The 25,432-nt window shown below is 63.0% G+C and carries 17 protein-coding genes; 6 read left to right on the top strand and 11 right to left on the bottom strand.

Annotated elements, in window-relative coordinates; genetic code table 11:
- Window positions 1-273 precede the first annotated feature (273 nt).
- Together NCR40_RS01835 and NCR40_RS01830 are read right to left on the bottom strand one after the other, a co-directional pair.
- Entirely contained in the window at window positions 274-477 is a 204-nt protein-coding gene (locus NCR40_RS01835) for a hypothetical protein (RefSeq protein WP_250508578.1), read from the bottom strand.
- An 11-nt stretch (window positions 478-488) separates the two neighbouring features.
- Window positions 489-1,169: a FadR/GntR family transcriptional regulator gene (locus tag NCR40_RS01830; RefSeq protein ID WP_250491806.1), complete on the bottom strand. Its 681-nt coding sequence runs from the start codon at window positions 1,167-1,169 to the stop codon at window positions 489-491.
- 554 nt (window positions 1,170-1,723) lie between these two features.
- Here NCR40_RS01830 and dgoD point away from each other — a divergent pair.
- Entirely contained in the window at window positions 1,724-2,872 is a 1,149-nt protein-coding gene (dgoD, locus tag NCR40_RS01825) for a galactonate dehydratase (protein ID WP_244827048.1), read from the top strand.
- Window positions 2,873-2,911: 39 nt separating this feature from the next.
- Here the strand turns inward: dgoD and pabB are convergent, their stop codons facing one another.
- The 8 genes from pabB to hrcA form a co-directional block, all read right to left on the bottom strand.
- The gene (gene pabB / locus NCR40_RS01820; RefSeq protein WP_250508577.1) at window positions 2,912-4,711 is read right to left on the bottom strand and encodes an aminodeoxychorismate synthase component I; all 1,800 of its coding nucleotides are present in this window, start codon (window positions 4,709-4,711) and stop codon (window positions 2,912-2,914) included.
- Window positions 4,712-4,748: 37 nt separating this feature from the next.
- On the bottom strand, window positions 4,749-5,885 hold the full coding sequence (dnaJ, locus tag NCR40_RS01815) for a molecular chaperone DnaJ (RefSeq protein ID WP_244827046.1): 1,137 nt from the start codon (window positions 5,883-5,885) through the stop codon (window positions 4,749-4,751).
- 271 nt (window positions 5,886-6,156) lie between these two features.
- Entirely contained in the window at window positions 6,157-8,121 is a 1,965-nt protein-coding gene (gene dnaK, locus NCR40_RS01810) for a molecular chaperone DnaK (RefSeq protein ID WP_250463099.1), read from the bottom strand.
- Window positions 8,122-8,288: 167 nt separating this feature from the next.
- Window positions 8,289-8,693 (bottom strand): thioredoxin family protein, encoded by a 405-nt coding sequence (locus NCR40_RS01805; protein WP_250491803.1) that lies wholly within the window; start codon window positions 8,691-8,693, stop codon window positions 8,289-8,291.
- A 17-nt stretch (window positions 8,694-8,710) separates the two neighbouring features.
- Window positions 8,711-9,301 carry a nucleotide exchange factor GrpE gene (grpE, locus tag NCR40_RS01800; protein ID WP_244827044.1) on the bottom strand — a complete coding sequence of 197 codons (591 nt, stop codon included), beginning with the start codon at window positions 9,299-9,301 and terminating at the stop codon, window positions 8,711-8,713.
- Window positions 9,302-9,877: 576 nt separating this feature from the next.
- Entirely contained in the window at window positions 9,878-10,285 is a 408-nt protein-coding gene (locus tag NCR40_RS01795) for an RNA-binding S4 domain-containing protein (RefSeq protein ID WP_244827043.1), read from the bottom strand.
- 14 nt (window positions 10,286-10,299) lie between these two features.
- Window positions 10,300-11,367, bottom strand: coding sequence for a ferrochelatase (hemH, locus tag NCR40_RS01790; protein ID WP_244827042.1), 1,068 nt, complete (start codon window positions 11,365-11,367; stop codon window positions 10,300-10,302).
- A 128-nt stretch (window positions 11,368-11,495) separates the two neighbouring features.
- Window positions 11,496-12,512: a heat-inducible transcriptional repressor HrcA gene (hrcA, locus tag NCR40_RS01785; RefSeq protein WP_244827041.1), complete on the bottom strand. Its 1,017-nt coding sequence runs from the start codon at window positions 12,510-12,512 to the stop codon at window positions 11,496-11,498.
- Window positions 12,513-12,701: 189 nt separating this feature from the next.
- Between hrcA and NCR40_RS01780 the strand changes: the two genes are divergently transcribed.
- A complete protein-coding gene (locus tag NCR40_RS01780; RefSeq protein WP_244827040.1) occupies window positions 12,702-13,595 on the top strand; it encodes an NAD kinase in 894 nt (297 codons plus the stop codon).
- A 29-nt stretch (window positions 13,596-13,624) separates the two neighbouring features.
- Window positions 13,625-15,277, top strand: coding sequence for a DNA repair protein RecN (recN, locus tag NCR40_RS01775; RefSeq protein WP_250508576.1), 1,653 nt, complete (start codon window positions 13,625-13,627; stop codon window positions 15,275-15,277).
- Window positions 15,278-15,324: 47 nt separating this feature from the next.
- On the opposite strand, the gene glnE is transcribed toward recN, so the two are convergent.
- A complete protein-coding gene (glnE, locus tag NCR40_RS01770) occupies window positions 15,325-18,126 on the bottom strand; it encodes a bifunctional [glutamate--ammonia ligase]-adenylyl-L-tyrosine phosphorylase/[glutamate--ammonia-ligase] adenylyltransferase (RefSeq protein WP_250508575.1) in 2,802 nt (933 codons plus the stop codon).
- Window positions 18,127-18,331: 205 nt separating this feature from the next.
- Between glnE and NCR40_RS01765 the strand changes: the two genes are divergently transcribed.
- The 3 genes from NCR40_RS01765 (at window position 18,332) to tldD (ending at window position 25,139) form a co-directional block, all read left to right on the top strand.
- A complete protein-coding gene (locus NCR40_RS01765; RefSeq protein ID WP_250508574.1) occupies window positions 18,332-22,654 on the top strand; it encodes a YhdP family phospholipid transporter in 4,323 nt (1,440 codons plus the stop codon).
- 57 nt (window positions 22,655-22,711) lie between these two features.
- Window positions 22,712-23,539 carry a carbon-nitrogen hydrolase family protein gene (locus tag NCR40_RS01760; protein ID WP_250508573.1) on the top strand — a complete coding sequence of 276 codons (828 nt, stop codon included), beginning with the start codon at window positions 22,712-22,714 and terminating at the stop codon, window positions 23,537-23,539.
- A 133-nt stretch (window positions 23,540-23,672) separates the two neighbouring features.
- A complete protein-coding gene (gene tldD / locus NCR40_RS01755; protein WP_244827035.1) occupies window positions 23,673-25,139 on the top strand; it encodes a metalloprotease TldD in 1,467 nt (488 codons plus the stop codon).
- Window positions 25,140-25,432: the final 293 nt, after the last annotated feature.

The raw sequence follows: 25,432 nt of genomic DNA, 5'->3' as shown, positions 1-25,432 counted from the left end.
TTCGATGCGGGCGTGCTTTCGGTGCGGTGCGCAAGGGCTCCACTTTATCGCGATCGTGAATGGTTTGCCTGAATGTAGCGGTGTCAGCGGGGCGTTTGGGTCGTGCGTGCGTGGCGCTGTCACTGCGGTGTGATGTGCGAGGAAGAAGGCGCGCATTGCCTTCTTGCCGATGAACGCCAGCCGGTTTGGCGACGACACATGCCGAGGTCGCAGGACAGATGGTTCATGCCTCCGATGTACGCCTCAAACTGCTGTCTGCTATCTGCGATTGCGTCACGCCAAAGCCGATTGGCCGGCGCGCGTCGTGCGCCGTGCGCCGTGCGCCGTGCGCCGTGCGCCGTGCGCCGTGCGTCGTGCGTCGTGCGGCGTGCGCCGTGCGTCGTGCGTCGTGCGTCGTGCGTCGTGCGTCGTGCGTCGTGCGTCGTGCGTCGTGCGTCGTGCGTCGTGCGTCGTGCGGCATCGCGCACGATGATCCACCGACGCACGCCTCAACTCTCGATCCGCGACCGCGTCACGCCGAGCAGATCGGCCATTGCGCGGCGAGCGGCGCCAGCATTGCGCGCGATGATCGCATCGAACACCGCCGTGTGTTCGGCAAGCGACGCGTTGTACACCTCCGCGCGCTTCGCGTTCAGCCGAAGCTGGCCTTCCAGCGTGCGTTCGATCAGCGCGCCAAGCGGAATCAGCAACTCGTTGCTGCAGGCGGCCAGCACGCACAAATGAAAATCCAGATCGGCGCGTACCCATTCGTCGACGTTCTGCGCGCCGACCATCGCCTGATGCGCGTTCGTGAGCCGCTCGCGCGTCTGCGCTTCGTGATTGTCAGCGGCGAGCGCGGCTGCGTATGGCTCGATCATCTCGCGCATCTCCTGCAGCTTGAGCGCGAATTGCAGCGGCGGCGCCACGCGCGAGTACCAGTCGAGCATGTCGGCATCGAGCAAATTCCACGCGTCCCTTGCGCGCACGCGCGTGCCGACCTTGGGCCGCGATTCGATCAGCCCTTTCGATGTGAGCGTGCGTAGCGCCTCGCGCAGCACCGTGCGGCTCACGCCGAAGCGCTCCATCAATTCGGCCTCGCGCGGCAACGAAGTCTGCGGCGCGAAATCGCCGCGCAAAATGGCCATGCCGAGTTCGTGAGCGACGCGGCCGTGTAAATCGCGATGAATGATCTCGTTCTCCTGCTCGTTTGCGCACGATTATCGGGCATCGGCCGGGTGTGCTGAAGCGGTTTTCTTGGAACGAAGCGGCTTTGCATGGAGCGGATGGGGCATGCGCGAGTGTCGCCATATCTCCACCACTCCACCATCCGACTGCTCGTGCACCGATCCGCGACTTCGCCACTCTGCTGTTTCACCTCGCACCTTGGTCACTTAACCATCAAGCCACTCACGACTCCCACGACTCCCACTACACCAACTCACCACCGAACATCTAGCGAATCTGCGAATCCGCAGATTGGCAAATCCGCCATTCCGCCACCCGCCATTCCGCCATTCCGCCATTCCGCCAATGCCTTTCGGCCTTTCAGCCATTCCGCCTTGCCGTCTTGCCGCCTTGCCGCCAATCGCCAATCGCCAATCGGCCGATGCGCCGATGCGCCAATCCGCCAATCCGCCAATCCGCCAATCCGCCAATCCGCCAATCCGCCAATCCGCCAATAGTACTATTAATACTACTTCAAGCCGCGTTTTGCTAAGATAGCGAACCCGTTTAGGAGATGTCCATGAAAATCACGAAACTGGAAACCTTCATCGTTCCACCGCGCTGGTGCTTCCTCAAGATCGAAACCGACGAGGGCATCACCGGCTGGGGCGAACCCGTTGTCGAAGGACGCGCGCATACCGTCGCCGCCGCCGTCGATGAACTCGCCGACTATCTCATCGGCAAAGACCCGCGACATATCGAAGACTTGTGGCAAGTGATGTATCGCTCGGGCTTCTATCGCGGCGGGCCTATCGGCATGAGCGCGATTGCAGGCGTCGATCAGGCGCTCTGGGACATTCTCGGCAAGCATCATGGCGTGCCGGTTCACGCGCTGCTCGGCGGACAAGTGCGCGACAAAATCAAGGTGTATTCGTGGATCGGCGGCGACCGTCCGAGCGATGTCGCGAACAACGCGCGCGCGGTCGTCGAACGCGGGTTCAAGGCCGTGAAGATGAACGGCTCGGAAGAGCTGCAGATGATCGATACCTTCGACAAGGTGCAAGGCGTCATCGACAACGTGCGCGCCGTGCGTGAAGCGGTGGGACCGAACGTGGGCATCGGCGTCGATTTTCATGGCCGCGTGCACAAGCCGATGGCGAAGGTGCTCGCGCGTGAACTCGATCCGTTCAAGCTGATGTTTATCGAAGAACCCGTGCTGTCGGAAAACGTCGAGGCGTTGCGCGATATCGTCAGTCAGACGAGCACGCCCATCGCACTCGGCGAAAGGCTCTATTCGCGCTGGGACTTCAAGCACATCCTGGCGGGCGGTTATGTGGACATCATTCAGCCGGATGCGTCGCATGCCGGCGGATTGACCGAGTGCCGCAAGATTGCCTCGATGGCCGAAGCGTACGACGTCGCGCTCGCGCTGCATTGTCCGCTCGGGCCGATTGCGCTTGCCACGTGTCTACAGATCGACGCCGTGAGCTACAACGCGTTCATTCAGGAACAGAGCCTCGGCATTCACTACAACAAGGGCAATGACTTGCTCGACTACATCAAGAATCCCGAAGTGTTCGCTTATGCGGACGGGATGGTCGCGATTCCTCAAGGACCGGGGCTGGGAATCGAGGTCAATGAAGAGAAGGTGCGCGAAATGGCGAAAATCGGTCACCGGTGGCGCAATCCGGTCTGGCGGCATGCGGATGGAAGCGTGGCCGAGTGGTGATTTCCTGACGCGCTGACGGCTTGTCGAGATCGCGAGCCGTCACCGTCTCATACGCGCCTTCACCCCGCCGCGCAACGCATTGCTGATGAGCAACTCATCGGCGCCCTCGAGGTCTTCGGTCGTCATGACTCGCTCGGCGGCTTCAAGTTCTTCGATCAACACCGCGCGCATCACGCCCGGCAGCACGCCCGCCTCGATGGGCGGCGTCCACCACTTTCCGTCGATGCGCGCAAACACGCTCGACCGCCCGCCTTCCGTAATCTCGCCGCGTTCGTTGCAAAAGAGCATGTCGAACGCGCCCTCCGCTTCCGCCGCTTTCCACGCGCGATCGTAGTCGGCACGATGCGTCGTCTTGTGACGCAACAGCGCGTCGCCGGAGTATCGCGGCGCAAACCCGCGATCCGAAGCGAGCAACACATCCACGCTATCCGACGCCAACGGCGCAAGCTGCGCGCTCGTCAATGCAAAGCGTCCGCTCTTGTCGAGCGCGATCCGCAACCGATACGGCGCGCCCGCCTCGAAGCCCGCACGATGTTGCGCGAGTTGCGCGTCCAGCTTGCGCTCATCGAACGGAAAACGAAGCCACGCGGCGCTCGCCTTCAAACGCGAAAGATGACGCGCGGCGTGGCGCACGCCGTCATCGCGCGTGGCGTGCGTCGTCTCGAACAACTCGAAGCCGGGGTCCGCGCCCGTCAGAAAGCGCGCCTTCAACAGACACTCTTCGTACTCGCTCGCGGCATCGCTATCGAGCACGATTCCCGCGCCGATACCGATCACGCCGCGCGTGCCGTCGGCATCCACGACGAGCGTGCGGATCGCGACCGACAGACAAAAGTCGCCGCGCGTATCGAGCCAGCCGATCGCGCCGGTATAAAGACCGCGCGGCGTGCTCTCGATCTCGTCGATGAGCTGCATCGTGCGGTATTTCGGCGCGCCCGTGATCGAGCCGCAGGGAAACAGCGCGCGGACGATATCGGCGAACGAAGCGCCCGGTTTCACGCGCGCCTCTATGGTCGACGTCATCTGCCACACCGACGCATAAGCCTCGACCGAGAACAACGCCGGCACATGCACCGAGCCCGTCGCCGCCACGCGCGACATGTCGTTGCGCAACAGGTCGACGATCATCACGTTCTCCGCGCGATTCTTCGGGTCGTCGTGGAGCGCGGCGGGATCGGAGTCGCGTGGCGCGGTGCCTTTCATCGGCCGCGCGCGCAAAAGCGCTCCCTGCTTCTCGACGAACAACTCCGGCGAACACGAGACGACCACGCGGCCGTCCGGCATGGAGATGAACGCGCCAAAGCGCACCGGCTGACGCTCGCGCAAACGCCGATACAACGCGAGCGGCGTGCCGAATACATCGAAATTCAACCGGAACGTGAAGTTGATCTGATACGACTCGCCTTCGCGCAGCGCGTGATGAACGGCGGCGATGGCGGTATCGAATTCGTCGCGCGTGATGCTCGGCTCGATGCCCGCCACGCCCGCCACCGAGGGCGTCTCACAACCGCCATCTCGCGATGCAAGCCACGCGCTGGCTTCGTCGCGAGACATGGGCGCGCACTCGCGGAACATGAGCACTCGCAACGCACGATCCGCGCCGCGCCCGATACCGCCGAACTGGAGATTGCGCCCGAACTCGTAATCCGCGACGACGAGCGCATGCAGGCCGCTCTGCAAATCGGCATCGATGGCCGCGCATACGGCGTCGAGCGTGCGCCCGTCTTCGCAGACATGGGCGCGCACGAATCCCGTGTACAAACGACTCGACCGCCTTTCGGCGGTCGCTTCGCAGTCGTCGAGCAGCGCGAACACCGCGCCGCGCTCTTCAGTCTTCATGGCAACACTCGCTGCCGGTCGTGCCACGTCTTACACATCAATCGAAGAAGCTTTTCACGCGGTCGAACCAGCTCTTGCTTTGCGGGCTGTGGCGCGCGCCGCCTTCCGTCAGCGACTTCTCGAACTGCTTGAGCAGATCGCGCTGCTGATCGGTGAGTTTCACGGGCGTTTCGACCTGTACATGCACATACAAGTCGCCCGCGATGCTCGAACGCAAACCCTTGATCCCCTTGCCGCGCAACCGGAACGTCTTGCCCGACTGCGTGCCTTCCGGCACCGTGAAGCTCGCGCGGCCCGCCAGCGTCGGCACTTCGATCTCACCGCCCAGCGCCGCCGTGGTGAACGGAATGGGCATCTGGCAATGCAGGTCGTCGCCGTCACGCTCGAACACCGAGTGCTGCTTGATGTGGATCTCCACATACAAGTCGCCGCTCGGACCGCCATTGAGACCCGGCTCGCCGTTGCCGGCGGAGCGGATACGCATGCCGTCGTCGATGCCCGCCGGAATCTTCACTTCCAGCGTCTTCGTTTCCTTCACCTTGCCCGCGCCGTGGCAGTTCGTGCACGGGTCCGGAACATAGGTGCCGCTGCCGTGACACTTCGGGCACGTCTGCTGGATGCTGAAAAAGCCCTGCGACATGCGCACCTGGCCCTGACCATGACAAGTCGGGCAAGTCTCGGGCTTCGTGCCGGGCTTCGCGCCCGAGCCGTGACAAACATTGCAGTTGGCCCAGCTCGGCACGCGAATCTGCGTGTCGTAGCCGTGCGCCGCCTGCTCCAGCGTGATCTCCATGCTGTAGCGCAGATCCGCGCCGCGATACACCTGCGGACCCGCGCGGCCGCCACGCGCCGCGCCGCCTGCGGCTTGCCCGAAGATGTCGCCGAAGATGTCCCCGAAGGCATCGGCAAAACCGCCAAAGCCCTGCGCGCCCGCGCCGCCCATGTTCGGATCGACGCCAGCGTGGCCGTATTGATCGTAGGCCGCGCGCTTCTGCTGGTCGGAGAGCATTTCGTAGGCTTCCTTCGCCTCCTTGAAATTCTCCTCGGCCTTCTTGTTGTCCGGGTTGCGGTCAGGGTGATACTTCATCGCGAGCTTGCGATACGCCTTCTTGATCTCTTCGTCGCTCGCGTTTTTCGCGACGCCCAGAATGTCGTAGTAATCCCGTTTCGCCATGTCGGTTCGATTCCGCCGCGCTTCTAACCCGACGGTTCCTCTGAGATGCTCCGGGCCATTCGACCCGCGCTTGAAACCTCTGACGCCTCGCCCCAAAACTCGGCTCGAAGCAAGACGCCTCTAAAAACAACGTGCCCGGAGAGCCGTCAGGCTCGCCAGGCGCGTTCCACGTCAGACGCTAGACGCGTCCCGATGCCGGTCTTCGCATGACGCATACGCGCCGCGAAACGACCAAGGGCGCATGAATGTCGCCACTCACGCGCCCTTCGGCTTAGTCCTTCTTCACTTCCTTGAAGTCGGCGTCGACCACGTCATCGTGCTGCTGGCTCGCACCCGCTTCCGCCGATGCACCCGCGCCCGCCGCACCGGCCGCACCTGCCGCCGCGCCCGCCGCGCCTTGCTGCGCCTGCATGTCGGCGTACATCTTTTCGCCGAGCTTCTGCGATGCCGCCGCCAGTGCTTCGACCTTCGCTTCGATGGTCGCCTTGTCGCTCGCGTTGTCCTTCAGCGCGTCTTCGAGTTCCTTCAACGCAGCTTCGATCTTTTCCTTCTCGCCGGCTTCGACCTTGTCGCCGTACTCGGCAACCGCCTTCTTCGTGCTGTGGACCAGCGCGTCGCCCTGGTTGCGGGCATCGGCCAGTTCACGCAGCTTGTGATCTTCCTCGGCGTTGGCTTCGGCGTCCTTCACCATCTTGTCGATTTCCGCGTCCGTCAGACCCGAGTTCGCCTTGATGGTGATCTTGTTTTCCTTGCCCGTTGCCTTGTCCTTCGCGCCGACGTGCAGAATGCCGTTCGCGTCGATGTCGAAAGTCACTTCGATCTGCGGCACGCCACGCGGCGAAGGCGGAATGCCCTCGAGGTTGAACTCGCCGAGCAGCTTGTTGCCCGCGGCCATCTCGCGCTCACCCTGGAACACCTTGATGGTCACGGCGCCCTGGTTGTCGTCCGCCGTCGAATACACTTGCGCGTGCTTCGTCGGGATGGTCGTGTTCTTGTTGATCATCTTCGTCATCACGCCGCCGAGCGTCTCGATGCCGAGCGACAAAGGCGTCACGTCGAGCAGGAGCACGTCCTTGCGGTCGCCCGACAGAACCTGACCTTGAATCGCGGCGCCAACGGCCACGGCTTCGTCCGGGTTCACGTCACGGCGCGGTTCCTTGCCGAAGAATTCCTTCACCTTCTCCTGCACCTTCGGCATACGCGTCATGCCGCCGACGAGGATCACGTCGTCGATATCGCCGACCTTCACACCCGCATCCTTGATGGCGGTGCGGCACGGTTCGATCGTGCGCTCGATCAGCTCTTCGACGAGCGCTTCGAGCTTGGCGCGGGTGAACTTGAGGTTCAAGTGCTTCGGACCCGACGCGTCAGCCGTGATGTACGGCAGGTTGATGTCGGTCTGAGCCGTCGACGACAGTTCGATCTTCGCCTTTTCCGCCGCTTCCTTCAGGCGTTGCAGCGCGAGCACGTCTTTCGACAGATCGACGCCTTGTTCCTTCTTGAACTCGCCGATGATGTAATCGATGATGCGCTGGTCGAAGTCTTCACCGCCGAGGAACGTGTCGCCGTTGGTCGAGAGCACTTCGAACTGCATTTCGCCGTCCACGTCCGCGATTTCGATGATCGAGATGTCGAACGTGCCGCCGCCCAAGTCGAACACGGCGATCTTGCGGTCGCCCTTTTCGGCCTTGTCGAGACCGAAGGCGAGCGCGGCTGCCGTCGGTTCGTTGATGATGCGCTTCACTTCCAGACCGGCGATGCGGCCTGCGTCCTTCGTTGCCTGACGCTGGCTGTCGTTGAAGTACGCCGGGACCGTGATGACGGCTTCCGTGACCGGCTCGCCGAGATAGTCCTCAGCGGTCTTCTTCATCTTGCGCAGCACTTCAGCGGAAATCTGCGACGGCGCGAGGCTCTTGCCGTGCGCTTCGACCCATGCGTCGCCGTTGTCGTGCTTGACGATCTTGTAGGGCATCAGGCTGATGTCCTTCTGCACTTCCTTCTCGTCGAAGCGGCGGCCGATCAGGCGCTTCACTGCATAAAGCGTGTTGCGCGGATTCGTAACCGACTGACGCTTGGCAGGTGCGCCAACCAGGATTTCGTTGTCGTCGACATACGCGATGATCGACGGCGTGGTGCGCGCGCCTTCCGAGTTCTCGATGACCTTGACCTGATTGCCTTCCATCAGCGCCACGCACGAGTTCGTGGTGCCGAGGTCGATACCAATGATTTTGCCCATTTTTTATACTCTCCTAGCTTTGATCGCTTTAGCGCTGCGGCCGGAAAACGCCGGCTTTTGCGGCCGATTTACCGGGCCGAACGCCCAAATATTTATACCTGTACGCAAGATAAGAACGCGGATTTCGTTTTCAAGACCCTGAAAGCGATGCGGTCTATATCTTTTTTTCACTCGGAAGCCTTGCCGCGGATCTTTTCCCGCGCCGCCGCGACCGCCGCTTCGAATTGCGCGAGACCATGCCAGCCGGTGGCGCGCCCAAGACGCTTGCCGCGATGAAAGAAAAACCACGTCGGCACGCCATGCAGCAAAAAGCGCCGTCCCAGTTCCCGATGCTCGTAGACATTGCTGTGAAACCACTTCAGTCCGAGCGCGCGGATTTCATCGGGCTTCGCGAGCATCGCTTTTTTGGCGATTTCGCAGTTGAAGCAGTCGACGCCCCAGAAGAACACGACGGCCAGATCATCGCCCGCCGAAGCCAGCCCGGCGTCGAAACCGGGGGCGTCCAGCTCCTGCATGGCGAAGACCGAAAACGCGGTGGCATCGACGGGAACGCGATTCTCCGAGGCGGCCATGGCGTTCTCGCGGCGCGTTACTTCGGTGCGGCGACGGTGACGAGAGCCGGACGCAGCACGCGATCCGAAATCACGTAGCCCTTTTGCAGCACGGACACGACGGTATTCGCTTCCTGCTCGGCCGGCACCATGGAAATAGCCTGGTGACGATGCGGGTCAAACTTCTCGCCCACCGGATTCAGCGCGGTGACGCGCCCCTTTTCCAGCGCGGCGGTCAGTTGACGCAGCGTGAGTTCGACGCCCTCCCGCACCTTGACGAGATCGGACGATTGATCGGCAAGCGCGGCTTCGAGGCTGTCGAGTACCGGCAGCAGATGTTCGGCAAAGCTTTCGATGGCGAACTTGTGCGCCTTCTGCACATCGTCCTGACCGCGGCGACGCACGTTTTCCGTTTCCGCCTTGGCGCGCAGGAACTCTTCCTGGAGCGCGGCGATCTTCGCCTGCGCTTCGGCCAGCGCGGCTTCGTTCGCGTCCGGCGCGACTTGCGGCGCATCGGCGCCCGTCGGCGCTCCGGTTGCGCCGGCTTGGGTCGGGTCGGCGGCCTGGCGCGCGGTTTCGTCTGCGGGCGTGGGGTTCTGGCTCGCTGGATTCTCTTGCGTGTTTTCCATGTCGCTGAATGTATTGCTGTGAGTGAAATGGATGCGATCGGCCGGGAGTCCTCTTACCGCCGAGAACCAGGCCAGGCTTTTTCGCACTAGCGGCGGAATTTGGGGCATCCGAGGGATTTTCAAGGCTCCAGAAGCGATTTTTCGGACGAAATTCAGCTTTTTTCGCGTGCGCTTCAAACATCGGACAACGGCGGGCCACGCTTGTCGGCGGCATGACGCGTTAAGTGCAAATTCGCCACATTTGAGTGCGAGAAACACTTCGTAATGGGCGTTTCGTCGCAGTCTGCAAAAATCAGATTGAGGCGATTGCGTTGTTCGCCTACACTTCGAACATGCGTCGCAGGAACACGTTAACCCTAATCCTACGAATGCAGTAACCGCTCAAGCCCTTGCCCGTTTCCTTCCGGTTTTCGCAACCGGTTATCCCGCTCACCGGGGGTACCATGAAACTGACCTTTGCTATCGCGGTGGTCGCTCTGGTACTGGTTGCGGGAACGACCACCATATGTATGTCCGGCGCTGTCACCGCCCGTAACACCGAGTACGGCGGCGTTCATGCGACCATCGAAAACTACTTCAATCCGAACCTGCCAGTTTGTCGATAATGCGCCGGTCGCGCTTCGTCGGCCTGCCCTGAATTCCGGCAGCCGGCTCGCGAAACGTCTTGCGCCGCTCGGCTTCGGCTAACCGCTTCACTCGGCCCTCTTCCGTTTCCGCGTAAAGCGTCTGGGCCACGCTTGCCGGTCCGCGCACGTCGCACACGCCCTTTACTTCCACTTGCCAGACGATCCGCTCGATATCGATCTCGACGAGATCGCCGACGCGCACGTCCTTCGACGGCTTCACGTTCGCCCCGCCGATCTTCACGCGGCCTTTTTCCACCGCGTCGCTCGCGAGCGAACGCGTCTTGAAGAAGCGCGCTGCCCAAAGCCATTTGTCGATGCGCAGACGCGCGCCCGGTTCCGTCGAAATCGTGTAGTTCATGAATAACCGTTCGTTCAGGCGGCAACCGTCAATGGCTGCACGGCCTGCACCGGCCAGCCTTGCAGATTCTGCGCCGCGATTTCTCCCAGCGCCTTGATCCACGCCGGCGATGCATTCAGGCAAGGAATGCGGTGAAACTGCTTGCCGCCTGCGTGCAGAAATTCGTCGCGCACCTCGATGCCGATTTCCTCGATCGTCTCAAGACAATCCGCCGTGAAGCCCGGACAAAAAACGTCCACGCGCGCAACACCCGCCGCGCCGAGTTCCGCGAGCGTCGGCGCGGTGTATGGCTGCAGCCATTCCGCGCGGCCGAAGCGCGACTGGAACGTGACGCGGCATTCCACCGGCGTGAGCCCCAACGCGGAGGCGAGCAGCGAGCCCGTCAACTGACACTGGTCGTGATATGGGTCGCCAAGATCCATGGTTCGCTTGGGGACGCCGTGAAAACTCAGCACGAGCTTGTCGCCGGCGGCAAAATCCGGCACGCCGTGATGACGCCAGTAATCGCGCACCTGCTCTGCAAGCGCGGAGATATACGCCGGATGATCCGCGTAATGACGAATGGTGCGAATCTCGGGCTGATTGCGCACGCGCTTGAGCGCGGTAAAGGCGTCGTCGAAAGCGGTCGCGGTGGTCGAAGACGAGTACTGCGGATACATCGGCACCAGGAGAATGCGCTCGGCGCCTTCGAGCTTGAGTTGATTGAGCATGACGCCGATGCCCGGCGTGCCGTAGCGCATCGCGTAGTCGACGAGCACGTGGTAGTCGTTTGCCGCAAAGAGGCGCCGCAAGCCCTCGACCTGCTTCTCCGTATAGACACGCAAGGGCGAGCCTTCCGCCATCCAGACCTGCGCATATTTCTTTGCCGACGCGCGCCCGCGAAACGGCAAGATGATCAACCGCAGAATGATCTGCCAGAGCAAGGAGGGAATCTCGACCACGCGCGGATCAGACAGGAACTGCGCCAGATACTTGCGCACGGCACGCGGCGTGGGCGCGTCCGGCGTGCCGAGATTGATCAGCAGCACCGCGACACGATGCGAAGCGCTAGGCTGCGAAGGCAACTCGAGATCGAAACGCATAGGGCAAGGCGGCCGGAAGTGGTCGAAAGGTGAAACCCATTATAGCGGCGCGTTTCACGCCGCATCATTGGCCGAACGGCCTAGTGGCGGCGCGGCGCGCGGGCCGGCATGATGGGCTGAAGGAAAAGCTATTGAGAACTGAGCGACATGGACAACAGGCGTGCGGTGATATCGACAATGGGAATCACGCGGTTGTAGGCCATGCGCGTGGGTCCAATCACGCCGAGCGTGCCGACGATCTTGCCGTTGACTTCATACGGCGCGGTCACGACGCTCATTTCCTCGATCGGCACCAGATTAGATTCCCCGCCGATGAAAATCTGCACGCCCTGCGCGTGACTCGAAACATCCAGCAATTGCAGGAGGCTCGTCTTTTGGTCGAACAAATCGAACAGCTTGCGCAGCCGCGCCATGTCGGACGAAAGGTCCGCCACTTCGAGCAGGTTGCGCTCGCCGGAAATCAGCACGGTCTCGCCCGGATCGGTTTCGGCGGTGCTCGCGACCACGGCGGCCTGCATGAGCGCGGTCATGTCGCCGCGCAATTCGTCGATTTCCTGACGCAGCCGCAGACGCACTTCGTCGAAGGACAGGCCCGCGAAATGCGCGTTGATGTAGTTGGAGGCTTCCGTGAGTTGCGACGGCGAATAGTCGCGCTGCGTCGCCATCATGCGGTTCTGCACGTCGCCTTCGGGCGTCACGATGATAAGCAGAATGCGCTTGTCCGACAGCCGCATGAATTCGATCTGCTTGAACATGTGACTGCGGCGCGGCGTGAGGATCACGCCCGCGAACGACGAGAGACTCGACAGCACGCTCGCCGCCGCCGCGACGATCTTCTGCGGCTCCTCGCCTTGCAGGCGCGTCTTGACGGCGGTGGTCATGGCTTCGTCTTGCGGCGCTTCCACGGTGAGCATGGTGTCGACGAAGAGTCGATAGCCGCGCGGCGTGGGAATGCGTCCCGCCGACGTGTGCGGGCTGACGACGAGACCGAGGTCTTCCAGGTCCGACATCACGTTGCGAATGGTCGCCGGACTCAGCTCCAGGCCGGAATGCCGTGATAACGTGCGCGAACCGACCGGCTGACCTTCGGCGATGTAGCGCTCGATCAGCGTTTTGAGGAGGGTTTGTGCACGTGGGTCTAGCATGGGGAAATTTTAGCCTAACGTGTCGTGGCGCGGCGAACGTACCCGCCGCGATGAATCGCTTGTCGAGCGATTCAATGTCCGCTCCATTCTAGCGATAAACAACGGGCGTGCCCCGGCGTGATCGGGTGGCATCGCAACCACCCTTCGCGCACGGTTCTTTTCGCCTTCCACCTATGGTGTAATGCCGGCATGGAAATTGGCCAATTCAAGACTGTCGCGCTCATCGGGCGCACCAATACGCCCGGCATCGAGACGCCGCTGCGCCTGCTCGCGGAGCTGATCTCGAAGCAGGGTTTCGAGGTCGTGTTCGAGGCCGGCACCGCGAAGGATGTCGGCGTGACCGATTACCCGGCGCTCTCGGTCGCCGAAATCGGCGCGCGCGCGGACGTGGCGGTCGTGCTGGGCGGCGACGGCACCATGCTCGGCGTGGGCCGCCAACTTGCGCCGTACAAGACGCCGCTCATCGGCGTGAATCACGGGCGGCTCGGCTTCATCACGGACATCCCGCTCACCGAGATGCGCGAGATCGTGCCTCAGATGCTCGCCGGACAGTTCGAGCGCGAGGAACGCAGCCTGCTCGAAGCGCGTATCGTGCGCAACGACAAGCCCATTTATCACGCGCTCGCCTTCAACGATGTCGTGGTCAATCGCAGCGGCTTTTCAGGCATGGCGGAACTGCGCGTGTCGGTGGATGGCCACTTCATGTACAACCAGCGCTCGGATGGTCTGATCGTCGCGACGCCCACTGGCTCGACCGCCTACGCGCTTTCGTCGGCGGGGCCGATTCTTCATCCGCAGTTGCAGGGCTTCGTGCTCGTGCCGATTGCGCCGCATTCGCTCTCGAACCGTCCGATCGTGCTGCCCGACGACTCCAAGGTGACCATTCAGTTCATCGGCGGGCGCGATGTCAACGTGAACTTCGACATGCAGTCGTTCACGGCCGTCGAGCTGAACGACGCCATCGAAGTGCGGCGCTCACGGCACACGGTGCCGGTGCTGCATCCGGTCGGCTACAGCACGTACGCCACGTTGCGCAAAAAGCTGCACTGGAACGAGCATCCCTCGCAAGACTCCGCCCTCTGAAGCGCTCACCACGCCCTTTCCAAGCGTCCATGCTCCGTCATCTCTCCATTCGGGACTTCGTCATCGTTGCCGCGCTGGATATCGAGTTCGACTCCGGCTTCACGGTTTTTTCGGGTGAAACCGGCGCAGGCAAATCCATCCTGATCGACGCCCTCGCGCTCACGCTCGGCGCCCGCGCCGACGCGAGCGTCGTGCGCACGGGCGAAGCGCGCGCCGACATCACCGCTGAATTCACCACGCACGCGCAAGTGGCGCGCTGGCTGGACGAGCACGCGCTCTCGCAAGACAGCGACACCGTCATGTTGCGCCGCGTGATCGATTCCGGCGGCCGCTCGCGCGCGTTCATCAACGGCACGCCGGCCACGCTCACGCAACTGCGCGAAGTGGGCGAAATGCTCGTCGACATCCACGGCCAGCACGCGCATCAATTGCTGATGCGCCCCGACGCGCAACGCGAACTGTTCGACACGCACGCCGGTCTCGTCGACACAGCGAGCACCGTGAATCGCGCGTGGCGTGCGTATCGCGAGGCCCAGCAGGCCGTAGAAGCCGCGCAAAGCCGCGACCGCGAACTGCAACTGGAACGCGAGCGTCTCGCATGGCAGTTGAGCGAGTTCGACAAGCTCGCGCCGCAGCCGGGCGAATGGGAGGAAGTGAGCGCGGAGCATCATCGGCTCTCGCACTCGGCAAGTCTCATCGACGGCGTGCAAAGCGCGCTGTCCGCATTGTCCGAATCCGACGAAGCCATGATTTCCCAACTCGCAGCCATCATCACGAAGCTGCGCGATCTGGCCGATATCGATCCTGCGTTGAGCGACGTGCTCGCCTCGCTCGAACCCGCCGAGATTCAGTTGCAGGAAGCGTCGTACTCGCTTTCGCACTACGCGCAGCGCCTCGAACTCGATCCCGACCGGCTCGCGCAGGTCGAGCGTCGCATGGATCAGCTTCACTCGACGGCGCGCAAGTTCCGCCTTCAGCCCGAAGCGCTGCCCGAGGAACATGAAGCGCGCCGCAGCCAGTTAGCCGAACTCGATGCCGCTGCGGACCTCGACGCGCTCAACGCCGTCGCCGAGAAAGCGAAGGACGCTTATCTCGCGGATGCAAAAGCGCTGTCGAAGGCGCGCGCGAAAGCGGCCAAGACTTTGTCGAAGGCAGTCACCGAAGGCATGCAGGAATTGTCGATGGCGGGCGGCAGCTTCGAAGTCGCGCTCGTGCCGCTCGCGGAAGGCGGCGCAAACGGGCTGGAACAGATCGAGTTTCGCGTGGCGGGCCACGCTGGCGTCGCGTTACGGCCGCTCGCGAAGGTCGCATCGGGCGGCGAACTCGCGCGCATCAGCCTCGCGCTCGCCGTGATCGCGAGCACCGCGAGCCCGACGCCCACGCTGATCTTCGACGAAGTGGATACGGGCATTGGCGGCGGCGTGGCAGAAGTGGTCGGACGGCTCTTGCATCAACTCGGACGCGACCGGCAAGTGCTGTGCGTCACGCACTTGCCGCAAGTCGCGGCGCGCGGCGATCAGCATTTCCAGGTGGCGAAAACTTCCGACGATGCCGGCGGCACGGTCAGCACGGTGACGCCGCTCGACAAGTCGAAACGCATCGAAGAAGTGGCGCGGATGCTTGGAGGAATCGAAATCACGGCGACGACACGCAAGCATGCAAAGGAGATGCTCGCGGCTTGAGGCGCGAGCGAACGAGGCGGCGCAAAAACGCTGCGCCGCCTTCCACCTTACTCGGCAATCGAGAACACGCGTCTCCACAACGCCGTCACCGCTTCCCTTTCGCCCTTTACCGCATCCGGCGCGACGCGCGCCTTCTCCATTCCATCGAGCCGCAGCGTGTGCTGCAGCTTGCGGTAGTGCCGGTACACCGCGCCAATCGTTTCCGCTTCGTCCGCGCTGATCAACCCGCTCTGCGCCGCGATCTTGAGCAAGGTGATATTGCCCGCATTGCGCACGAACTCGCGATGCTCGCGCGAGTGCAGCAACACCCAGTACTGCACGATGAACTCGATATCCACCATCCCGCCGCGATCGTGCTTCAGGTCGAACAATTCGCTGCGATTGGGATGCCCCGCCGCCACACGCTCGCGCATCGCGACGATTTCGCGGGCAAGCGATGCCGCATCGCGCTCCATCACCAGCACGTCCGCGCGAATGGCTTCGAATTGCGCGCCGATCTCGGCGTCGGCGGCGCTGTAGCGAGCGCGCGAAAGCGCCTGATGCTCCCAGACCCACGCGGTATTCGCGGCATCGCCTTCACGAATCTGATAGCGGCGAAACGACTCCAGACTCGTCACCAGCAAACCCGATTCGCCGTTTGGCCGTAGACGCAAGTCCACATCGAACAGCGTGCCCGCGCCGGTCGCCGCCGTGAGCCACGTGATGAGACGGCGCGCGAACATCGCGTAAACGTCGGCGGCGCTGTCGTTCGAATCGTCGGGATCGTCGTAAAGAAAGATCAGATCGAGATCGGACGCATAACCCAGTTCCTTGCCGCCGAGCTTTCCATACGCGATGACGGAGAAGCGCGGCGTATCGCGATGCCGCTTCGGAAACTGCCGCCAAACCGTCTGCACGGTTACGTCGAGCACGGCATCGGCGAGTTCGGACAGACGGTCGCTCACATGTTCCACCGACAGATGTCCCGCCAGATCGATCAGCAGGATGCGGAACACTTCGGCCTGATGCGCGTGACGCAGCAAGTCCATCTGATGCTCCGCGTCCTCCGCTGCCGCAAGCCGGGCGAGCAGCGATCGCTTGAACCCGTCCCAGTCGAACGGGCTGGCAATGGCTTCGTCATCGAGCAACTCGTCCAGCAATTGCGGATGGCGAATGAGATAACCCGCCGCCCAGCGCGAGCCGGACAACACGGACAGCACGCGTTCGAGCGCCGCCGGATATTCAGTCAGAAGCGCGAGATACGCGCCGCGTTTGCCGATGGCTTCGAGCAAGTCGAAAAGCCGCGCGATCACATCGCCGCGACGCGCGGCATCGATCGACTGCACGACTTCGAGCGCGCGCTGCGCGACCACGTCGAAGCGCTCGCGGCTGTGCTCGTTCAGGCTCGCGTAACGCGTGGAATTCCACACGCCCGTTAGACGCGCGAGCACCGGCGCCGGGTCCGCGAAGCCGAGTTCGGACAGACGGCCGGCGAGTTCTTCCTGCGCGGAATCGTCGGCGAGCGCGCTGCTCCAGATCCACGATGCAGCCGAATCGTCCGACACGCCGCAGCCGTTTTCACCGCCGATCTTGTCGGCGAAGATGGCATCGAACTGTTGTTCGACGAATTCGCGATGCGCATCGAGCTTGTCCATCAACGCGGCGTAGTTCGCAAATCCGAGCGATGCCGCGAGCAACGCGCGCTCGTCGTCGGCAACCGGCATGGCATGCGTCTGCGCGTCGTTGCGATACTGCAGCCGATGCTCCACCGTGCGCAGAAACAGATACGCGTCGGTGAGCGAGTCGCACACGTTCTGCGCGATCAGCCCGTGCGCGGCGGCGCGTTCGAGCACCTTGAGCGTCGGACGAATGCGAAAATCCGCCGCCTGTCCGCCGCGAATCAACTGGAAAACCTGCGCGCTGAACTCGATCTCGCGGATACCGCCGCGTCCGAGCTTGATGTCGTCGGCCTTGTCGGGGCGCATGGACGCGCGCCGCCGCGCTTCCTGCCGAATCTGCAGATGCAGCGAGCGAATCGCGGCGATCACGCCGTAGTCGAGGTATCGCCGATAGATGAAAGGCGTCGCAATGGCTTCGAGTTGTTTGACGAGACGGCGCGCGGCATCGCTCTTCGTCTCCGAGACGACGCGCCCCTTGATCCACGCGTAGCGTTCCCATTCCCGCCCTTGCACATAGAAATACTCTTCGAGCATGCCGAGACTGCACACGAGCGGACCCGAATCGCCGTTGGGACGCAACCGCATGTCGACGCGAAACACGTAGCCGTCTTGCGTCATCTCCGCGAGCGCGCCGATCACGCGCCGCCCGAGCCGTGTGAAGAATTCCTGCACCGAGAGCGGCGAGCGCTTGCCGCCGGCGGTTTCGCCATCGTCTTCATAAACGAAGATCAGATCGATATCCGACGACGCGTTCAGTTCGCGCCCGCCAAGCTTGCCCATGCCGACGACGCCGAGCGTAAGCCGTTCGCCTTCGGGTGAGCGCGGCTCGCCGAAGAGCGCTTCGAGGTCGGCCGCGAGTACCGCGATGGCGCGTTGGATCGTTACTTCGGCGAGATCCGTCATTGCGCCGGTGACTTCGGCGACATCCGCCGTGCCCGCTAGATCGCGCTCCATCGCCGTGCAGAAAACCTCCATGCGTAAGCGGCGCAACGCCGTCTTGAGCGCGGCTTCATCGAGCGTGCCGGTCTCGACGCACGGCACGCAATGAGCGTCGAGGCGCGCTTCGATCCATTGCCGCGTGATCGGCGTCCTTGCCCACTGGGCGACATCGGAGGCTAGTTCCGGACGCGCCGAATAGGCGCGCGACGCGTAGTTGGAATAGCTGGAACTGAGGAGTTTCGCGTCGGTCATGAAAGGGTAGGCTCGCTCGTTGCTTGGTACAGATGCTGATCGTACACCGGCAGCGAAGCGGTTTGAACCAACGGTCCGCGAGGCTTGTCCGAAGCGGCTCCGAGAGACTTTTCCAGAGCGGCGCGGCCAAGCCTTGCCCGCTTTTCCCTGTGTTACATTGCAGCGTCAAACACGCAAAACTACCATATCGCCGACTAGCCGCAGCATGTCCGACAGCAGACGATCCGTCGACCCGACCGAAGTTGGACAAGCCCAGCCCAGCGGCAACGCCGAGCGCGTGCTTTCACGCGTCTTCAAAATCGTTCTCGTGTTCGCAGCCGTGGTGTACTTCGCGGTTGCGGGCATCTATCTCGCGCTGCGCTATATCGTGTTGCCGCAGGTCGATTCGTTCCGGCCGCGCATCGAGCAACTCGTCTCCTCGCGCATTCACGCGCAGCTACATATCGGCCGGATCACGGCGGTCATGGCGGGTGCGCAACCCACCTTTCTGATCGACAATCTGCGTATCGACGCCGCCGACGGATCGCCCGGCGTGGCGGTGCCGCATGCGCGCGCGAGCATTGCGTGGGGCTCGCTGCTGCATCTTCGGCCGAAGCTTGCCGATCTCACCGTCGATGGTCCCGATGTCATCGTCGCGCGCAATGCCAAGGGTGAACTGACCGTGGCGGGCGTGCCTATTCCCACGCATCGCACGGGTTCTGGCGCGTTCACGAACTGGCTGCTCGGACAAGACCGCATTCGTCTGCGCGACGGCACGCTGCGTTGGCGCGATGCCGAACGCGACGCGCCCGAAGTGGCGTTCAAGCGCCTGCAACTGACCATCCTCAACGACGGCTTGCGGCATCGGCTCGCACTCGATGCACCCGCCGACGGCGACGTGCTGCACGGTCCGCTCGATGTGCGCGCGGACTTTCGCCACGAGCCGTTCACCGCGATGGGTGCACCCGCGAACTGGACCGGACGTCTCTACGTTTCCACCGGGCCGCTCGACCTGCCGACGCTCGGCCGCTACGTGAAGCTGCCTTTTCAGATCTACGATGGCCGCGTCGAAAACCGTATCTGGGTGGACTTCGCGCGCGGCCAGTTGCAAAAGGCAGGCGGCGATCTGAACGGCGGCAACGTCGCGCTGCGCGTGCGCGCCACGCAGCCGCGCCTCGAATTGCCGATTGCGCGCTTCGACTGGACCATCGACAAGAACGACACGGCCTACACGCTGAATCTGTCCGACATCCATGCCGAACTCGGTCAGCCCGCGCTCTCGGACGGCACGCCGGTCGCGCGTCTTCTGGCGGCGCATACGCTCACGGGCACGTACCGGCCGGCATCGGTTGGCAAGGGATTGATGTTTCGCGTCGCGGGCGATCACGTCGATCTCGGCATCCTCGCGGACTTCGTGCGGGCGCTGCCCGTGCCGCCGCGGGTGCTCAACGAACTCGTGCGCTTCAATCCGCGCGGGCAGATTGCGAACTACTCGATTTACACGGAGCGCGCGGCGCCGCGCAATGAAGAAGAGGTAAAGCAGCAGCACGAAAAAGGCGACGCCAAGCTCTTGCACTTCACGCTCAAGGCCGACTTGCAGGGCATCAGCGTGCAGGCGCAGGAACCGCCGCCGGGACTTACCGTGAACAACCATCCGCGTGCGGGCATTCCGGGCATCGAAAACCTGTGGGGTCATGTCGATGCCAACGAGGCGCAAGGCGCTATCGACATCGATACGAAAAATGCGGCCATCACCATTCCCGGCGCGTTCGATGATCCGCGTCTGACCTTCGATACGCTGCAAGGCCACGCAACCTGGACCGTCGCCGATGAAATCGCGCCCGGCGAATTGCGCCGCGCATTCACCATTCACCTCGACACGCTGCGTGTGAAGAACGCCGATGCCGAAGGCGACGTCACCGCTTCATATTGGAATCAAGGCCACGGGCGCGGCAATCTCGATCTCAAGGCGAAGATCGCGCACATGCAGGTCACAAGGCTCGTGCGCTATCTGCCGACGAGTCTCAACGAACGCGTGCGCGTCTATCTCGGGCATGCGCTGCAAGCGGGCGTGGCGCGCAACAGCGTGCTCGAAGTGCATGGCGACCTCACCAAGTTCCCGTATGCGAAGGCGCCGGACGCGGGCGTGTTTCGCATCGAGGCGCCGTTCACCGGCGGCCGTTTCGATCCGACGCCGTTCCCGCCGCGCAAACTCGCCAACGGCATGCCGAGCATCTGGCCGGGTTTCGACGGGATCGACGGCACGTTCAAGCTCGCGCAAAACAAACTGCGCTTCGATGTCGAGCGCGGACATTATCGTGGCGTGAAGGTATCGAATCTGAGCGGGCGAATCGACGATACCGGCGACCGCGAATCGAAACTGTGGATCGACGGGCAAGCACGCGGACCGCTCTCGGACATGCTTCAGTATGTCGACGACAGTTCGCTCGGCCTGATGGCCAAGCACGCCACGCGCAAGCTGCAAGCTAAAGGCGATGCCGCGCTCGCGCTCACGCTCGGCATTCCGCGATTCCGGCCGCCGCCGCCCGCGCCGCCGCTTCGCACCGAATACAAAGGCTCGCTCACGTTCGCGGACAACGAAGTCGCTTATGGCAATCTGCCGCCGCTCGAACATCTGCGCGGCAAGGCGAATTTCGCGGCGAAGACCGTGACGCTCGAAGGACTGAACGCGCAACTGCTTGGCGGCGACGTGCGCGCGAAAGGCGGCGTGCAACCGGACGGCAGCTACACGTTCGATGTGAACGGGCGCATTGGCGCGGACGCGGCACAGCGTCTGGACACGTGTATAACGCCGCAGGTCGCGCAGTTCCTGAAGCGCATCGACGGTTCCGCGCCGTATCAGGCGCACGTGCATGGCGTGAAGAACGCGTTGCCCGTCGTGCAGGCGAGTTCGGATCTGACGGGCATCGGCTTCGATCTGCCCGCGCCGTTCGGGAAGGCGAAGGGCACGCCCATGCCGTTCGCGTTCACCTTTCAGCCCGCGCCTGGCGGGCCTTCGGATCTGCATGACGCGCAACTCACGTTCGGGTCCGTGCAGGCGCATTACTCGCTGCAGCAAATCGGCCGCGCGCAGGTCACGGTCGATCCGCAGAACCCCGCCGAGCCGATGAACATGCGCGCCCGGCTGAAGGTCGCGCGCGGCGCGATCGCCGTGAACAAGCCGGCGGCGTTGCCCGCCGAAGGCGTGTCGGCATCCGTCGATATGGACACGCTCGATGCCGACGCGTGGCGCAAGTTCATCGCCGATATCAACGCATCCGCGAGCGCTTTACCCGTGGCCGATACAGCCGCGCCCGCCTCGCCACCGATGAACGATATGGTCAGGCAGTTCATCCCGACGCGTGCCGACATCCACTTCACCACGCTCAAGCTGCTCGACCGCCGCTGGGACAACGTGCGGATCGGCGCGAACGAAGAGCCGGCGAATCGCAAATGGCAGGCGAACGTGGCGTCGAATCAGGTGACGGGCACGCTCGCGTTCACGCCGGGCGCGCTCAAGGGAAGTCCGGGCGCATTGCAGGCGCGCCTCGACAAAGTGGTCATTCCCGAGAAGATAGCGGCGACGAACGCGCCGGACGAACGCATCGTGAGCAAGCCGCCGCGCAACATGCCCGCGATCGATCTCATCGTGAACGAGCTCGTATATCGCGAGCACGATCTCGGCCGGCTTCAGGTCGATGCGCATAACGAAGTCGTCGCCGATCAGCCCGTCTGGACGCTCGACAAGCTCGAACTCGCGAACCCCGACGCCACGCTCACCGCAAACGCGACGTGGCGCACGCTGCCGGGCGGCGTGGTCTCGACCGCCGTGAAACCCGCGAACGACGACACCCTTCCGCGCCGCACGGCACTCGACTTCAAGCTCGACGTGAACGACGCCGGTCAGTTGATCGACCGCTTCGGTCTGCCGCGCACGGTCAATCACGGCGCGGGCACGGTGTCCGGTCACGCGGCGTGGAACGGCGGCCCGACGACAGTCGATCCAAATTCGCTCGATGGCAACGTCGCTGTCGATTTGCGTCACGGCCAAATTCTGCGCGCGCCCGGCGCCGCGAAATGGCTCGGCATCTTCAGCTTGCGCAGCCTTGCGAATCTGCTCACGCTGCATTTTCAGGATGTCGTCGGCAAGGGACTGCCGTTCGAGAAAGTCACGGGCGACGCGCATATCGAACAGGGCATCGCGAGGACGGACGATCTGGTGATGATCACATCGCCCGCGCGCGTGCAGATGCAAGGACTCGTCGACCTGCCGCAACGCACGCAGGATTTGCACGTTAAGGTCATACCGACCGTCGGCGCGGGCGCGGTCGCAATCGGCGCGGCGGTCATCAATCCGCTGCTCGGTCTGGGCGCGCTGGCCGCCGATCTCGCATTGTCGAAGTCCATTCAAAAGGCGTTCGAACTCGACTATTCGATCACCGGTCCCTGGTCCAAACCCGTCGTTCAGCGCCTGCGGGGCGATCAGGGTAAGATCGAAACACCTGCCGCCGCCGCTGTCCCTGCTGCCGTACCAGCAGTCGCTCCGTGAAGGCGGCAGGGTTCCGCCCTATTTTCGTCACCTTTTTTGGCAAACGCGCACAAAAATATGAACGATAAATCGAGCGAAAGCGCGAATTTCCGCGTCGCCGCGCTGCAGATGGTCAGCGCGCCGGACCGCGATCGCAACCTGACCGAAGCCGGCCGGCTGATCGCGGAAGCCGCGCGCGACGGCGCCCAACTCGTGCTCCTGCCCGAATACTTCTGCTACATGGGCTTCAAGGACACCGACAAACTCGCCATTCGCGAGACGCCGGGCGCGGGTCCGATCCAGCAATTCTTGTCCGATGCAGCGCGCGAGCATCGCGTGTGGGTGATCGGCGGGACTTTGCCGTTGCAGTCGGCGGAGCCGGATCGCGTGCTAAACACCACGCTCGTGTTCGACCCCGCCGGCAAGCAAGTTGGGCGCTACGACAAGATTCATCTTTTCAATTTCGAGAAAGGCGAGGAATCGTTCGACGAAGCGCGCACCATCTGCCCCGGCAGCGAAGTGCGGACTTTCGACGCGCCATTCGGACGAGTCGGCCTTTCGGTGTGCTACGACCTGCGATTCCCGGAGCTGTACCGAAAAATGGGCGACTGCGCGTTGATGGTCGTCCCCTCCGCGTTCACCTACACGACCGGCAAGGCACATTGGGAAATCTTGCTACGCGCCCGCGCCATTGAAAACCAGTGCTACGTCCTCGCCGCGGCACAAGGCGGCAAACATGAAAACGGCCGGCGCACTTTCGGCCACAGCATCCTGATCGACCCTTGGGGCGAAATCATCGACGTGCGCGACGAAGGCGCGGGCGTCGTGGCCGGCCAGATCGATCCGGCGCGCATTGCGTCAGTGCGACAGAGCTTGCCGGCGTATCGGCATCGCGTGATCGGCTGAGACGCGCGCGCCAAGTATCTTGAAAATAGGTTTTCCGACGGTCTTGAAAGCGCGATTTTTTCTCCGCACATGACCGAACCCCGTCAGCCATTAGAATGGTCTGAAATATCACCGAACTCGCAACAGGCACCGCATGAACATCATCGAACCCGGCATTAGGAATCTGGTCACGGCGAAGGACGTTTTGCTTACGCCGTATGGCCTCGACGAGGGGCTTATCACGCGTACGCTTGCGGAAATTTTCACGCATCGCGTCGATTACGCCGACCTCTATTTCCAGTCCACGCGCAGCGAAGCGTGGAGTCTGGAAGAAGGCATCGTCAAATCGGGCAGCTTCAGCATCGATCAGGGCGTCGGCGTGCGCGCCGTCTCGGGCGAGCGCACGGCTTTCGCCTACTCCGACGATCTCTCGCCCGAATCGATTCGCCAGGCGGCGCACGCAACACGCGCGATCGCCAAGGCGGGCGGCGGCAAGCACAAAATCAAGTCGGCGAGCACGCTCACGGGCGTGTCGGGCCGCGATCTGTATTTGCCCGCCGATCCGCTGCATTCGCTCGATTCCGACGCGAAGGTGAAGCTGCTGGAGCGCGTCGAGCAGATGGCGCGCGGCCGCGATCCGCGCATCACGCAAGTCATGGCCGGGCTCGCCGGTGAATACGACGTCGTGCTGGTGGCGCGCAGCGACGGCGCGCTCGCCGCCGACGTGCGACCGCTCGTGCGCGTATCGGTCACGGTGATCGCCGAGCAAAACGGACGCCGCGAGATCGGCACGGGCGGCGGTGGCGGACGCTTCGACTACGGCTATTTCACCGACGACATCCTGAACCGCTACGTCGACGACGCGGTGCACGCGGCGCTGGTGAACCTGGAAGCGCGTCCGGCTCCCGCAGGCGCCATGACCGTTGTGCTCGGGCCGGGCTGGCCGGGCGTGCTTCTGCACGAAGCGATCGGGCACGGGCTCGAAGGCGACTTCAACCGCAAGGGATCGTCGGCGTTCGCGGGTCGTATCGGCGAACAGGTCGCGGCGAAGGGCGTGACCGTGGTCGATGACGGCACGCTGCCGAATCGGCGCGGCTCGCTCAACATCGACGACGAAGGCAATCCGACGCAGTGCACGACGCTGATCGAGGACGGCATTCTCAAGGGCTACATTCAGGATTCGCTCAACGCGCGTTTGATGAAAATGCCCGTGACGGGCAACGCGCGCCGCGAATCCTACGCCGCCCTGCCGATGCCGCGCATGACCAACACGTACATGCTCAACGGCGACAAGGACCCGAAGGAGATTCTAGCTTCGGTGAAGAAAGGCTTGTACGCGGTGAATTTCGGCGGCGGTCAGGTGGATATCACCAACGGCAAGTTCGTGTTTTCGGCGTCCGAGGCGTACATGATCGAGGACGGCAAGATCACGTATCCGGTGAAGGGCGCGACCTTGATCGGCAGCGGACCGGAATCGCTCAAATACGTGACGATGATCGGTAACGACATGTCGCTGGATACGGGCGTCGGCGTGTGCGGCAAGGAAGGCCAGAGCGTGCCGGTGGGCGTTGGGCAACCGACGTTGCGCATCGAAAAAATGACGGTGGGCGGCACGGTTTAATGTTTTCGATGCGGGCTTTCCGCGTCGCTTCGGGCTGGGTTTGCGATTGCACGGGCCGGCGATGCGGGATTCCCGCGTTCTTCGATTGGAAGGCTTGCCAGCGCCGCGTGTTTGCGGTTATAAAAGCAGCTACCTGATTTTTTGCGACAGACTTTTCTCTCTTAAGCCATGACCGCCAAGTTTTATTTTTATTTCTTTTGGCATCTCAAGCCGCTGGCGGATGGAGAGGGGTCGTTGCAAGTACGGTAAGTACGCAAAACCAAATTCCCGAAAAACCGCCAGCGAGTCTGGCG

Source organism: Caballeronia sp. GACF4 (genome assembly GCF_023631025.1).
In the GTDB taxonomy this organism is placed as follows: domain Bacteria; phylum Pseudomonadota; class Gammaproteobacteria; order Burkholderiales; family Burkholderiaceae; genus Caballeronia.
The sequence above is the reverse complement of the archived record's forward strand: the minus strand, read 5'-3'. Positions and strand labels throughout refer to the sequence as shown.

What these genes read in the sequence shown, in the direction of transcription:
- NCR40_RS01795 (WP_244827043.1), bottom strand. Translation starts at nt 10,285, where the DNA reads ATGAACTACACGATTTCGACGGAACCGGGCGCGCGTCTGCGCATCGAC.
- dgoD (WP_244827048.1), top strand. Translation starts at nt 1,724, where the DNA reads ATGAAAATCACGAAACTGGAAACCTTCATCGTTCCACCGCGCTGGTGC.
- NCR40_RS01765 (WP_250508574.1), top strand. Translation starts at nt 18,332, where the DNA reads ATGTCCGACAGCAGACGATCCGTCGACCCGACCGAAGTTGGACAAGCC.
- grpE (WP_244827044.1), bottom strand. Translation starts at nt 9,301, where the DNA reads ATGGAAAACACGCAAGAGAATCCAGCGAGCCAGAACCCCACGCCCGCA.
- tldD (WP_244827035.1), top strand. Translation starts at nt 23,673, where the DNA reads ATGAACATCATCGAACCCGGCATTAGGAATCTGGTCACGGCGAAGGAC.
- NCR40_RS01805 (WP_250491803.1), bottom strand. Translation starts at nt 8,693, where the DNA reads ATGGCCGCCTCGGAGAATCGCGTTCCCGTCGATGCCACCGCGTTTTCG.
- glnE (WP_250508575.1), bottom strand. Translation starts at nt 18,126, where the DNA reads ATGACCGACGCGAAACTCCTCAGTTCCAGCTATTCCAACTACGCGTCG.
- hrcA (WP_244827041.1), bottom strand. Translation starts at nt 12,512, where the DNA reads ATGCTAGACCCACGTGCACAAACCCTCCTCAAAACGCTGATCGAGCGC.
- NCR40_RS01780 (WP_244827040.1), top strand. Translation starts at nt 12,702, where the DNA reads ATGGAAATTGGCCAATTCAAGACTGTCGCGCTCATCGGGCGCACCAAT.
- dnaK (WP_250463099.1), bottom strand. Translation starts at nt 8,121, where the DNA reads ATGGGCAAAATCATTGGTATCGACCTCGGCACCACGAACTCGTGCGTG.
- pabB (WP_250508577.1), bottom strand. Translation starts at nt 4,711, where the DNA reads ATGAAGACTGAAGAGCGCGGCGCGGTGTTCGCGCTGCTCGACGACTGC.
- NCR40_RS01760 (WP_250508573.1), top strand. Translation starts at nt 22,712, where the DNA reads ATGAACGATAAATCGAGCGAAAGCGCGAATTTCCGCGTCGCCGCGCTG.
- dnaJ (WP_244827046.1), bottom strand. Translation starts at nt 5,885, where the DNA reads ATGGCGAAACGGGATTACTACGACATTCTGGGCGTCGCGAAAAACGCG.
- hemH (WP_244827042.1), bottom strand. Translation starts at nt 11,367, where the DNA reads ATGCGTTTCGATCTCGAGTTGCCTTCGCAGCCTAGCGCTTCGCATCGT.
- recN (WP_250508576.1), top strand. Translation starts at nt 13,625, where the DNA reads ATGCTCCGTCATCTCTCCATTCGGGACTTCGTCATCGTTGCCGCGCTG.